This is a genomic window from Streptomyces sp. NPDC001606, assembly GCF_053596835.1.
Genome location: NZ_JBSFHC010000008.1, coordinates 54,065 through 66,209 on the forward strand (window position 1 = coordinate 54,065; position 12,145 = coordinate 66,209).

Consider the following 12,145-nt stretch of genomic DNA (forward strand, 5'->3'; position numbering starts at 1 on the left):
AAGGTCACACCCCGATGGCGGACACCGGCGGCCCCGGCGGAGCCGTCGAGCTCCTCGGCGTCAGCACCGGAGTGGGCACCGGATGCGACCCCGGACCGCCGCCCGCGATGTCCCCGAACAGGGTCCTGGCCACCTCCGCGCCGAAGCCGTGCACGTCATGGCTCATCGCCGACAGCGTGGGGTGGGTCAGCCGGCACAGCTGCGAGTCGTCCCAGGCCAGCAGCGACACATCGGCCGGCACCCGCAGCCCCATCTCCGCGGCCACCGCGAGCCCCGCCACCGCCATGATGTCGTTGTCGTACACGATCGCCGTCGGCCGGTCCCGGGCCGGCGCCGTCAGCAGCGAGCGGGTGGCCCGCGCCCCCGACTCGCCGGAGAAGTCGGTCGCCACCTGCCAGGCCCCGGCCAGCTCCAGCGCCCGCCCGGCCTCGTCGAAGGCCGCCGCCCGGATCCCGGTGTGGCCGAGGGCCGCCGCGCCGCCCACCCGGGCGATCCGCCGGTGCCCGAGCGCCGCGAGATACCGCACCGCCTCGGTGACGGCGGTGGTGTCGTCGGTCCACACCGAGGTGAGCCCGCCGGTCAGGGACGGGTGTCCGACCGCGACCGCGGGCAGCCCGAGCCGCCGGGCCACCGGCACCCGGGGGTCGTCCGCGCGCAGGTCGACCAGGATGACACCGCCGATGTGCCGGCCCCGCCACCACGACTCCAGCAGCCCGGCCTCCTCCTCCGGACTGCGCACCAGCCGCAGCAGCAGCGAGCAGGAGTGCTCGCTCAGCACGCTCTCCACCCCGGACACGAACTCCATGTAGAAGGGCTCCAGGCCCAGCATCCGGGCCGGCCGGCAGATGGCCAGGCCCACCACGTCCACCCGCGCCCCGGCCAGCGAACGGGCCGTGTGGCTCGGCGCCCAGCCCAGCTCGCGGGCCGCCGCGAAGATCCGGTCCCGGGTCGCCTCGGACAGGCCCGGCTTGTGGTTGAACGCCAGCGACACGGCCCCCTTGGACACCCCGGCGCGCGCGGCGACATCCTTGATCGTGACGCGGGGCGGCGGTGTCGGACTCATCAGGCGGGCTCCATGCAGTACAGGGCGGACCGGGCGGCGGACGGATCCGGAGTCTGCCAGCCGGACACCCCGATCGTGACCCGTTCGCCGGGCAGCAGCGTGATCAGGCCGCGGTCGGCCCGCGCCGCCGGGTCCAGCCGGTCGGCCTGCAACAGCAGGTCCCGCACCAGGGTCCGGGCCGTGACCGTCACCGCCCCCGGCGCCACCTCCACCTCGAATTCCGGCCGCGGATACGGGATGTCCCGGTCCGGCACGGGGAAGTGCAGGGCACGCAGCCCCTCGGCATCGCCCGGCCCCTCCGTGTCGGCGACCAGGAACTCCTTCGCCCCGGCGGGCAGCAGCTCCGGCGGTACGGCGGTCCGGGCCACCGACCGCGCCGCGGCGGCCAGTTCGACGCCTGCCTCGCCGAGCACCGCGCCGTCGACGGTCATCCGGCGCAGCCGCACCGACCCCGTCCAGGCGTCGGCGGACTGGTTGACCGCGGCCAGCTGCACGGAACCGTCCGCCGCGCGCAGGCTCAGCAGCCGGTCCGCGTACAGCCGCTTCAGCTCGTGGTACAGCGGTTTCTCCCGCCCGTCCCCGTCGATCGCCGCCCAGGAGGTCACCGGCCAGCAGTCGTTGAGCTGCCAGACGACCGTGCCCGCGCACACCGGCCAGTGCGACCGCCAGTGCTCGATCCCGGCGGCCACCGCCCGCGCCTGGTTGACCTGGGTGAGGTAGTGCCAGCGGTCGAAGTCCCGTACCGGCGTGGCGAAATGGCGGGCGAGGCCGCGCTCCAGCTTGCCGTTGCCGTCGTCCGCCTTCTGGTGGTGCAGCATGCCGGGGGAGTCCGCCGCCGGTTCCTCGTCCGGCAGCGCCCGGCGCAGCGTGGCGTAGGCGGGCGGCGCCTGCCAGCCGAACTCCGCGACGAACCGCGGCACGCTCAGCCGGTAGTCGGCGTAGTCCGCGCGGTTCCACACCTCCCAGGAGTGGTGGGTGCCGTGCGCCGGGTCGTTGGGGTGCCGGTCCCAGGAGCCGGACCACGGGCTGCCCGCCGTGTACGGCCGGGTGGGGTCCAGCTCGGCCACCACGCGCGGCAGCACCCCCAGGTAGTACCCCTCGCCCCAGGACCGCCCGGCCAGCCGCCGCTCCCAGTCCCAGTCCCGGAAGCCCCACAGGTTCTCGTTGTTGCCGTTCCACAGCACCAGCGAGGGATGCGGCATCAGCCGTACGACGTTCTCGCGGGCCTCCGCCTCCACCTCCCCGCGCAGCGGTTCCTCCTCCGGGTAGGCCGCGCAGGCGAACGGGAAGTCCTGCCAGACCAGCAGGCCCAGCTCGTCGCAGGCGTCGTAGAAGTCCTCGCTCTCGTAGATCCCGCCGCCCCAGACCCGGACCAGGTCCACGCCCGCCGCGGCGGCCTGCCCGAGCCGCTCCCGGTACCGCTCGCGGCCGACCCGGGACGGGAAGACGTCGTCCGGGATCCAGTTGACCCCCCGGGCGAACAGCCGCTCCCCGTTGACGACCAGGGTGAACCCGGTGCCGTGGGCGTCCGGCCGGCGGTCCAGCTCCACCGTCCGGAAACCTATCCGGCGCCGCCACACATCGAGCGGCGCGTCCTCGTGCAGGAGTGTCACCTCCATGTCGTACAGGGGCTGTTCGCCGTACCCGCGCGGCCACCACAGCCGTACGTCCGGCACCCGGACCCGCACCGTCCCGCCCGCCCCGGCCAGGTCGGCCCGCGCCGTCCGCCCGGCCACCCGGGCCTCGACCGCGAGCCGGGCCGGTGCGCCGGTCCGCTCCACCTCGATGTGCAACTCGACCACGCCCGTGCCCTCTTCGACGGTCACGAGCGGCCGGACCCGGCTGATCCGGGCGGTGGACCAGTGCTCCAGCCGCACCGGGCGCCAGATTCCGGCCGTCACCAGCGTGGGCCCCCAGTCCCAGCCGAAGGAGCAGGCCATCTTGCGCAGGTACTGGTACGGCTCGGCATAGGCGGCGGGCCGCTCGCCCAGCCGGTCGCGCACCGCCTTCGCCTCGGCGTAGGCGGACTCGAACCGCACCGCCAGCCGGCCCGTGAGGCCGGTGACGGGGATGCGGTACGAGCGGTGCATGTTCCGTACGCTGCCGAGGAGCCGGCCGTCCAGGGTGATCCGGGCGGCGGTGTCCAGCCCGTCGAAGACGAGATCGGTCCGCTGGTGGCCGCTGGCCGCGCGCAGCTCCCTCTCGTACGTCCACGCCCGCCGCCCGACCCAGGCCACCGCGCGCTCGTTCGTGCCGAGGAAGGGATCCGGGATCACCCCGGCCGCGAGCAGATCGGTGTGCACACACCCCGGCACCCGGGCGGGCAGCTCCGCCCCCTCGTGCCGCAGGATCCAGCCGTCGCCGAGCGGTGTGACCTCCAGCATGCACACTCCCTAAACCGGTCTATGCCAGCACTGGACGTGGTTCTGCCATCCTTGGCGGGATTGGGACTTTACCGGTTGAGGAAAGCGCTGTCAGAGTGCCGAACCAGCCAACCCCGCACGTGCTCGTCCGTCATTTCGCGAACGGAGCTGATGCACATGAACCGCCGTACGACCGCCCTCGCCACCGCCCTGGCGGCCGCCGCCCTGCTGCTCGCGGGCTGCACCGGCACCGGAGGCGCGACCAGGGGCGAGGACGCCGCCGCGCCCACCGACCCGGCGAAGGTGAGCGGGACCATCACGGTCCTCACCCAGCGCACCGACCTCGTGCAGGACGGCACGATGGACCGGTACGCGGCCGAGTTCAACAGGACGTACCCGAAGGTGAAGGTGAAGTTCCAGGCCCTCACCGACTACGAGTCCGAAGTCAAGATCCGGATGAACACCGAGAACTACGGTGACGTCCTGATGATCCCCGGGGTCATCAAGAAGAGCGACTACCCGAGGTTCTTCGCCTCCCTCGGCAGCCGGGCCGAACGCTCCAGCAAGTACCGCTTCACCGACTTCACCACCGTCGACGGCAAGGTGTACGGCCAGAGCCCGATCGGCGTCACCCCCGGCTTCGTCTACAACAAGCGCGTCTGGCGGCAGGCGGGCGTCACCGAGTGGCCCACCACCCCCGCCGGGTTCCTCGCCGCTCTGAAGGCCGTCAAGCAGAAGACCGGCGCGATCCCGTACTACACCAACTTCGCCGCCCAGTGGCCGCTGACCGCCTGGACCTTCGTCAACGGCTCGGTGCACTGCGACACCAGGGCCACCACCCAACTCGCGACCGGCAACCCGTGGGCGCCCGGCGCCGACCTGCGCGTCGGCGACACGCTGCTCTACGACATCGTCCACCAGGGCCTGGCCGAGAAGGACCCGACGACCACCAACTGGGAAGCGTCCAAAGCCCGGTTGGCGAAGGGACAGATCGCCACCCAGTGGCTCGGCACCTGGGCGGTCATCCAGTTCCGGGACGCGGCGAAGAAGGCCGGGGTGAACCCCGACGACATCGGCTTCATGCCCTTCCCGGCCCAGGCCGGCGGGAAGTTCTGCGCGGTCGTCGGCCCCGACTACAACCAGGCCGTCAACATCCACTCCGCCCACAAGGACGCGGCCCGCGCCTGGATCGACTGGTTCACCGACAAGTCCGGCTACGACCGCGACAACCTGGCGATCTCCCCGCGCATCCACGCCCCCCTGCCGAACGTCCTCAAGCCGTACCAGGACGCGGGCGTGAAGCTGATCGAGCTGGACGACACCGACGGCGCCCGGGTGAAACTGATCGACTCCGAGTCCGAGGTCGGCATCAACGCCCCCGACTACCGGCAGAACCTCGTCGACCTGGCCCGCGGTGCCCGCTCCGGCAGCCTGGACGCCTTCCTGGACGGCCTCGGCCGGAAGTGGACCGACGCCGAGCAGCGGGTGGGCTCCTGATGAGCCGGCGCACCCTGACCCCCTGGCTGTTCCTGCTCCTCCCGCTCGCCCTGCTGATCACCTTCACCTACGCGCCGATCGCCAACATGGTCGCGTACAGCTTCACCGACTGGGACGGCGTCAGCCCCGAACTCCACTACACCGGCGCCCACAACTACGGCGAGATCTTCACCCGCCGGGACCTGTTCGAGGTCTTCTTCGTCAGCGGCTACTACCTCGCCGCCTCCGTGCTCCAGATCGTGGCCGCCCTGTACTTCGCGACCGTCCTCAGCTTCAAGGTCCGCTTCCGGAACTTCTTCAAGGGCGTGCTGTTCTTCCCGTCCCTGATCAACGGCGTCGCGATCGGCTTCGTCTTCCTGTACTTCTTCCAGGACGGCGGCACCCTCGACACCGTGCTGCGGCTGGCCGGCGTGCACAGCGACCACGCCTGGCTCGGCACCCCCGTCTCCGCGAACACCTCGCTCGCCGGGGTCTCGGTCTGGCGCTACACGGGCCTGAACTTCGTCCTCTTCCTCGGCGCGATCCAGTCCATCCCGGGCGAGCTGTACGAGGCCGCCGAGCTGGACGGCGCGAACCGCTGGCAGCAGTTCCGCCACATCATCGCGCCCGGCATCAAACCGGTCGTCACCCTCAGCGTGATCCTCTCCGTCTCCGGCTCGCTGTCGGTCTTCGAGGTGCCGTACATCATGACCGGGGGCGCGACCGGCACCGAGACCTTCGTGACCCAGACGGTGAAGCTGGCCTTCCAGTACAACAAGACCGGGCTGGCCTCGGCGGCGGCGATCGTGCTGCTCCTGATCGTCCTCGCGGTGACCTGGGTGCAGCGCAGGCTCGTCCCCGACGACCGGGTGGACCTCGTATGACGCGCCGCGTCGCCGCCCGCGCCCTGGTCTACGCGAGCCTGGTCGCCGCCACCGTCGTCGTGCTGCTCCCGCTCGGCGTCGTCCTGCTCACCTCGCTGAAGTCCGGCACGGAGATGGCGAACGACAGCGGTGCCCTCACCCTCCCCGACGACCTGCTGAACTTCCACAACTACGTGACGGCGTTCCGGGACGGCCGGATGCTCCAGGCGTTCGGCAACACCCTGTTCATCTGCGCCTTCGCCATCGGCGGCACAGTCCTGATCGGCTCGATGACGGCCTACGCCATCGACCGCTTCGCCTTCCGCCTGAAGAAACTGGTGGTGGCCCTGTTCCTGCTGGCCGCGCTGGTCCCGGGGGTGACCACCCAGGTGGCCACCTTCCAGATCGTCAACAGCTTCGGCCTGTTCGACACCCGCTGGGCCCCGATCGTGCTCTACATGGGCACGGACATCGTCTCGATCTACATCTTCCTGCAATTCATCCGCTCGATCCCGGTCTCCCTGGACGAGGCGGCCCGCCTGGACGGCGCCAACGCGTTCACCGTCTACTGGCGGATCATCCTGCCCCTGCTGAAACCGGCGATCGCCACGGTGGTGATCGTGAAGGGGATCGCCGTCTACAACGACTTCTACATCCCCTTCCTGTACATGCCGTCCCAGGATCTTGGCGTGATCTCGACGTCACTGTTCCGCTTCCGCGGCCCCTACGGCGCCCACTGGGAGATCATCTCGGCCGGCACGGTCCTGGTGATCCTGCCGACCCTGATCGTCTTCCTGGCGCTTCAGAGGTTCATCTACAACGGCTTCCTGCGCGGAGCCACGAGATAGCCACGCCGCAGCCGCCGCACGCGCGACAGCGCTGCGGCGGCTACGCAAGCTCCTCGAGTTACGCGCTTTCCTTGGCCAGGGCGGCGACCAGTACCGGGGTGACCAGCTCCACCTGCCACGGCCGTGCCCCGTAGCCGGCCAGGGCGGTGCTCACCGAGGCCGCGTCCACGACCTTCGGCGGCTCCCAGCACAGGCGCCGGACGGTGTCCGGGGAGACCAGGTTCTCCTGGGGCAGGGCGAGCTGCTCGGCCAGGGCCGTCACGCCCGCGCGCGCGGCCGAGAGCCGTGCGGCGGCGGCCGGGTCCTTGTCGGCCCAGGCCCGCGGCGGCGGCGGCCCGGCCACCGGCTGCCCCGGCTGCGGCAGCGCGCTCTCGGGTAGCGCCCTGGCCCGGTCCACCGCGGCCTGCCACTGCTCCAGCTGGCGCCGCCCGATGCGGTGCCCGAAGCCGTTCAGCGCGGCCAGCGCGTGCACATTGGCCGGAACGGCGAGCGCGGCCTCCACGATGGCCGCGTCGCTCAGCACCTTGCCCGGCGACACGTCCCGCCGCTGGGCGATCCGGTCCCGGGTCTCCCACAGCTCCCGTACCACCGCCAGCTGCCGGCGTCGGCGCACCTTGTGCATGCCGGAGGTCCGCCGCCAGGGGTCCTTGCGGGGCTCGGCCGGCGGCGCGGCCGCGATCGCGGCGAACTCCTGGAGCGCCCACTCCAGCTTGCCCTGGCGGTCCAGCTCCTTCTCCAGGGCGTCGCGCAGGTCGACCAGCAGCTCGACGTCCAGGGCGGCGTAGCGCAGCCACGGCTCGGGCAGCGGCCGGGTGGACCAGTCGACGGCGGAGTGGCCCTTCTCCAGGACGTATCCGAGGACGTTCTCGACCATCGCGCCGAGGCCGACCCGGGGGAAGCCGGCGAGCCGGCCGGCCAGCTCGGTGTCGAACAGCCCCGTCGGCACCATGCCTATCTCCCGCAGGCAGGGCAGGTCCTGGGTGGCGGCGTGCAGCACCCACTCGACGCCGGACAGAGCCGAGCCGAGACCGGACAGGTCGGGGCAGGCGACGGGGTCGATCAGGGCGGTGCCGGCGCCCTCGCGGCGCAGCTGGACCAGGTAGGCGCGCTGGCCGTAGCGGTAGCCGGAGGCGCGCTCGGCGTCGACGGCGACCGGGCCGGAGCCCGCCTCGAACGCGGCGATCACCTCGGCCAGCGTGGCCGCGTCGGCGACCACCGGGGGAATGCCCTCACGGGGCTCCAGCAAGGGTGTCGGCGCCCCCACGACAGAAGATCCGGCGTCGTCCGGAGGGGTGCCTCCGGTGATGCGCAGGGAGCTGTCTGCTGCGGTGTCTTGGGCGTCGGTCACCTGTCAAGGGTATCCGTGCGCGGACGGCGCCCGTCGACGGAACGTTCCGTCGACGGGCGCCGGAGGGTCGTAATCCAGTCAGGCCGGGGAAACGCGGGGTTCACCCGGAAGGGCCGGAGGCGGCCCCGGCCGGCTCGGGGGGCGGGCGGGGTCCCGGGTGGGCGGGCGGTCGCGGTGCGGGCTCAGTGGATGATCCCCGTGCGCAGGGCCACGGCCACCATTCCGGCCCGGTCGCCGGTGCCCAGCTTGCGGGCGATACGGGCGAGGTGGCTCTTCACGGTGAGCGCGGACAGCCCCATGGAGACGCCGATCGCCTTGTTCGACTGGCCCTCCGCGACCAGCCGGAGCACCTCGACCTCGCGTCCGGACAGCTCCCGGTAGCCGCCCGGGTGGCTCGGGGCACCCGGGGGGCGGCGGTGCATCCGGGCGGCGCCGAGGGGAGTGGCGCCGGGCCGGGTGGGCAGCCCGATGTTGGTGCGGGTGCCGGTGACGACGTAGCCCTTGACGCCACCGGCCAGGGCGTTGCGGACGGCGCCGATGTCGTCGGCGGCGGAGAGGGCGAGACCGTTGGGCCAGCCGGCGGCGCGGGTCTCGGACAGCAGGGTCAGGCCGGAGCCGTCGGGCAGGTGGACGTCGGCGACGCAGATGTCGCGGGGGTTTCCGATACGGGGGCGGGCCTCGGCGATGGACGAGGCCTCGATGACATCGCGCACGCCGAGCGCCCACAGGTGGCGCGTGACGGTGGAACGGACGCGCGGGTCGGCCACGACCACCATGGCGGTGGGCTTGTTCGGGCGGTAGGCGACCAGGCTTGCGGGCTGCTCGAGGAGAACGGACACCAGGCCTCCTGGGGTGGGGGGACGGGGCCGGCTTGGGGGGATGAAGCCGGGACTAAACGTGCTTTCAAGGTCACAGTCGTCTTCGGCAGCAAACCCGTCCGCCTTTAGAGAATGATCACGATCTAGTGAGTAACAATCCGTGCAATTCGGACACGCGATCGATCATCCGAAGATCGAGTCGGTTCAAGCGGATGCGATTCCGATGCGGAAAGTGGCCGTATCGACAAAGAGATGGTCAATACGGCGCTCACCGTGTTTTCGCGGGTTCGACGGTTCGACGGTGGCGGCTCAGTGCGGCTGCGGGCCCCGGCGCTGCGGCAGCGTCACCACCGACGCGTCCCCCGCACCGGCCGGCGGCAGCCCGCCCACCTGCGCCAGCAGATCGCACCAGGAGGCCAGGTGCGCGGCGGTGTCCGGCACCCCGCCCAGCCCCTCGCGAGGCGTCCAGGAGGCCCGGATCTCGATCTGCGAGGCGGGCGGCCGCTCGGCGAGCCCCCCGAAGTAGTGCGACCCCGCCCGGGTGACCGTGCCGCTCGGCTCGCCGTAACCGAGCCCGCGCGCCTGGAGCGCACCGGTCAGCCACGACCAGCAGACCTCGGGCAGCAGCGGATCGGCCGCCATCTCCGGCTCCAGCTCCGCCCGCACCAGCGTCACCAGCCGGAACGTGCCCCGCCACGCGTCATGCCCGGCCGGGTCGTGCAGCAGCACCAGCCGGCCGTCGGCCAGCTCCTGCTCGCCGTCGACCACCACCGCCTCCAGCGCGTACGCGTACGGCGCGAGCCGCTGCGGCGCCGGCGTCGGCTCCACCTCGACCTGCGGCCGCAGCCGGCAGCCGCGCAGGGCGTCGACCGCGGCCCGGAAAGCCGGGGGGCCTGAAGCACGGGAACGCCGGTCCGCCCCCTCGGTGTCCTGCACGTCGTCCATTCCGTCGGAGTCGTCCGACATTTGTCCGTGAGCCGCAGCCATGCGGGGAAGAGTAAGGCGAAGCGGGCCCCCGCGCAGGGCAAGACACCCCTACGGCATGCCCGAGCGCCCCGCCGCCGGGCCACCCCCTGCCGGGCGGGCGGCGAAGCGGCGGCATGCGAAACTTGCCCCTGTGACCGCGAACGAGAGCACGCAGCCGACCCCCACGTACGACAGCGCCTTCCTCAGGGCGTGCCGCCGCGAACCCGTACCGCACACCCCCGTGTGGTTCATGCGCCAGGCCGGCCGCTCCCTGCCCGAGTACCGCAAGGTCCGCGAGGGCATCCCGATGCTCGACTCCTGCATGCGCCCCGAGCTGGTCACCGAGATCACCCTCCAGCCGGTCCGCCGGCACAACGTCGACGCGGCGATCTTCTACAGCGACATCGTCGTCCCGCTCAAGGCCATCGGCGTCGGCCTGGACATCAAGCCCGGCGTCGGCCCGGTCGTCGACGAGCCGATCCGCACCCGCGCCGACCTGGACCGGCTGCGCGACCTCACCCCGGAGGACGTGCCCTACGTCACCGAGGCCGTCGGGCTGCTCACCCGCGAGCTGGGCGGCACCCCGCTGATCGGTTTCGCCGGCGCGCCGTTCACCCTCGCGAGCTACCTGGTCGAGGGCGGCCCGTCCCGCACGTACGAGAACGCCAAGGCGATGATGTACGGCGACCCGCAGCTCTGGGCCGACCTGCTGGACCGCCTCGCCGACATCACGGCCGCCTTCCTGAAGGTCCAGATCGAGGCCGGCGCGAGCGCCGTCCAGCTCTTCGACTCCTGGGCCGGCGCCCTCGCCCCCGCCGACTACCGCGCCTCGGTCATGTCCGCCTCGGCGAAGGTCTTCGACGCCGTCGCCGGGTACGGCGTCCCGCGCATCCACTTCGGCGTCGGCACCGGCGAGCTGCTGGGGCTCATGGGCGAGGCCGGCGCGGACGTGGTCGGCGTCGACTGGCGGGTCCCGCTGGACGAGGCCCAGCGCCGCGTCGGCCCGGGCAAGGCGCTCCAGGGCAACCTCGACCCGACCGTGCTGTTCACCGGCAAGGAGACCGTCGAGGCCAAGGCCCAGGAGGTGCTCGACGCCGCCGCCGGGCTGGAGGGACACATCTTCAACCTCGGCCACGGGGTCATGCCGAACACCGACCCGGACGCGCTCACCCGCCTCGTCGAGTACGTCCACGCCGCGAGCGCGCGCTGAACCTCACCATGTGTACCGGGGCCGGGCGCGCCTGCCGAACAGCAGGCCGCGCGGCTCCGGCGGGGCAGGCGTACCGGGCTTGAGCGGCCAGGCGAGCAGCGCGCCCGCCACGAAGCCGACCACGTGCGCCGCGTACGCCACCGTGCCGGCGCCGGAGACGCCGTGCCCCGAGGAGTACACCGCCTGGAGCGCGAACCAGAAGCCCAGCACCAGCCAGGCGGGCAGCCGCAGCGGCAGGAAGACCAGGAACGGCACCAGCACCCACACCCTGGCCTTCGGCCACAGCACGATGTACGCGCCGAGGACCCCGGCGATCGCCCCGGACGCCCCGATCAGCGGTTCGCCGGAACCGGCGTTCAGCAGCGCGAAGCCGTACCCGGCCGCATAGCCGCAGACGACGTAGAAGAGGAAGAAGCGGATGTGCCCCATCCGGTCCTCGACATTGTTGCCGAAGATCAGCAGGAAGAGCATGTTGCCGAGCAGGTGCAGCCAGCTGCCGTGCAGGAACATCGCCGTGAACACCGACAGCGCCGGCGACTTGTGGTAGCCGGGCGGGCCCACGACACAGCCCGGGCCGTGCGGGCCCAGCCCCGCCTGACCGGTCGGCACCACCCGCGGCAGCTGATGGTGGATCAGTTCCCGCGGGACCGCCGCGTAGTGGTCCATGAAGGCGTGCAGCCGGCACAGCTGGACCAGATCGCTGCCGCCGGCCACGGAACCGGCTATGCCGGGCGTGGAGATGAACACGAGCACATTGGCGGCGATGAGGGCGTACGTCACCCAGGGGGTGCGGCGCACCGGGTTCACGTCATGGACGGGGATGACCACACAGGACTACTGCCCCAGGCGGGCCGGGTGAATCGGTGAACACCTCCGAGCGGGTGTGCGTATCTCTTCACAACCGACGTGAGGACAGGCGATGAACGCTGCACAGGTTCCGGCTCTGCATGCTCTGCCCGACGGCGAGGCCGAGCTGTCACTGGTGATACGGCTCCCCTGGGAGGACGTCGCCCGGCTCGGCCAGGACGCCGGCCGGCTGGCGGCGCAGACCGGGCGGCCGGTGACGCTGGACGAGGCCGTCAGCCACCGCCTGCGCTCGGCCCGGCCGACCGCCACCCATGCGAAGCCCGCGGACGCCACCGGCGGCGCGGCGGTGTCCGCCCTGCCCCGGATCAGCGGGTCGGCATAGG

General features: G+C 72.2%; 11 protein-coding genes. 5 read left to right on the forward strand and 6 right to left on the reverse strand.

The genetic code is table 11. From position 1 onward, the window contains the following. Positions 1–4 precede the first annotated feature (4 nt). Both ACWCV9_RS16940 and ACWCV9_RS16945 read right to left on the reverse strand, forming a co-directional pair. On the reverse strand, positions 5–1,063 hold the full coding sequence (locus ACWCV9_RS16940) for a LacI family DNA-binding transcriptional regulator (RefSeq protein WP_450787425.1): 1,059 nt from the start codon (positions 1,061–1,063) through the stop codon (positions 5–7). Continuing rightward, positions 1,063–3,447: a glycoside hydrolase family 2 protein gene (locus ACWCV9_RS16945; protein ID WP_450787427.1), complete on the reverse strand. Its 2,385-nt coding sequence runs from the start codon at positions 3,445–3,447 to the stop codon at positions 1,063–1,065. The genes ACWCV9_RS16940 and ACWCV9_RS16945 overlap by 1 nt, the downstream gene beginning before the upstream one ends. A 156-nt stretch (positions 3,448–3,603) precedes the next feature. Here ACWCV9_RS16945 and ACWCV9_RS16950 point away from each other — a divergent pair, with 156 nt between their 5' ends. Genes ACWCV9_RS16950 through ACWCV9_RS16960 form a run of 3 tightly spaced genes read left to right on the forward strand, consistent with a single transcriptional unit; the run spans position 3,604 to position 6,613 of the window. Then, positions 3,604–4,923 (forward strand): ABC transporter substrate-binding protein, encoded by a 1,320-nt coding sequence (locus ACWCV9_RS16950; RefSeq protein ID WP_450787429.1) that lies wholly within the window; start codon positions 3,604–3,606, stop codon positions 4,921–4,923. Next, positions 4,890–5,786 carry a carbohydrate ABC transporter permease gene (locus ACWCV9_RS16955; RefSeq protein WP_450787430.1) on the forward strand — a complete coding sequence of 299 codons (897 nt, stop codon included), beginning with the start codon at positions 4,890–4,892 and terminating at the stop codon, positions 5,784–5,786. The genes ACWCV9_RS16950 and ACWCV9_RS16955 overlap by 34 nt, the downstream gene beginning before the upstream one ends. Next, the gene (locus ACWCV9_RS16960) at positions 5,783–6,613 is read left to right on the forward strand and encodes a carbohydrate ABC transporter permease (protein ID WP_450787432.1); all 831 of its coding nucleotides are present in this window, start codon (positions 5,783–5,785) and stop codon (positions 6,611–6,613) included. Before ACWCV9_RS16955 ends, ACWCV9_RS16960 begins: the two co-directional genes overlap by 4 nt. Positions 6,614–6,671: 58 nt before the next feature. On the opposite strand, the gene ACWCV9_RS16965 is transcribed toward ACWCV9_RS16960, so the two are convergent. The 3 genes from ACWCV9_RS16965 to ACWCV9_RS16975 form a co-directional block, all read right to left on the reverse strand. Continuing rightward, positions 6,672–7,961: a ribonuclease D gene (locus ACWCV9_RS16965; RefSeq protein WP_450787434.1), complete on the reverse strand. Its 1,290-nt coding sequence runs from the start codon at positions 7,959–7,961 to the stop codon at positions 6,672–6,674. Positions 7,962–8,143: 182 nt separating this feature from the next. Further along, the gene (locus ACWCV9_RS16970; protein ID WP_158925899.1) at positions 8,144–8,800 is read right to left on the reverse strand and encodes a response regulator transcription factor; all 657 of its coding nucleotides are present in this window, start codon (positions 8,798–8,800) and stop codon (positions 8,144–8,146) included. A gap of 288 nt (positions 8,801–9,088) precedes the next feature. Then, positions 9,089–9,766 carry a DUF3000 domain-containing protein gene (locus tag ACWCV9_RS16975; RefSeq protein WP_450787436.1) on the reverse strand — a complete coding sequence of 226 codons (678 nt, stop codon included), beginning with the start codon at positions 9,764–9,766 and terminating at the stop codon, positions 9,089–9,091. Between the two features lie 130 nt (positions 9,767–9,896). Here ACWCV9_RS16975 and hemE point away from each other — a divergent pair, with 130 nt between their 5' ends. Continuing rightward, positions 9,897–10,955, forward strand: a complete 1,059-nt coding sequence (hemE, locus tag ACWCV9_RS16980; protein ID WP_450787438.1) for a uroporphyrinogen decarboxylase — start codon at positions 9,897–9,899, stop codon at positions 10,953–10,955. A gap of 3 nt (positions 10,956–10,958) precedes the next feature. Here hemE and ACWCV9_RS16985 read toward each other — a convergent pair whose 3' ends face one another. Then, positions 10,959–11,783 carry a rhomboid family intramembrane serine protease gene (locus ACWCV9_RS16985; protein WP_450787440.1) on the reverse strand — a complete coding sequence of 275 codons (825 nt, stop codon included), beginning with the start codon at positions 11,781–11,783 and terminating at the stop codon, positions 10,959–10,961. Positions 11,784–11,874: 91 nt separating this feature from the next. Between ACWCV9_RS16985 and ACWCV9_RS16990 the strand changes: the two genes are divergently transcribed. Beyond that, positions 11,875–12,144 (forward strand): hypothetical protein, encoded by a 270-nt coding sequence (locus ACWCV9_RS16990; protein WP_385840599.1) that lies wholly within the window; start codon positions 11,875–11,877, stop codon positions 12,142–12,144. Position 12,145 lies beyond the last annotated feature (1 nt).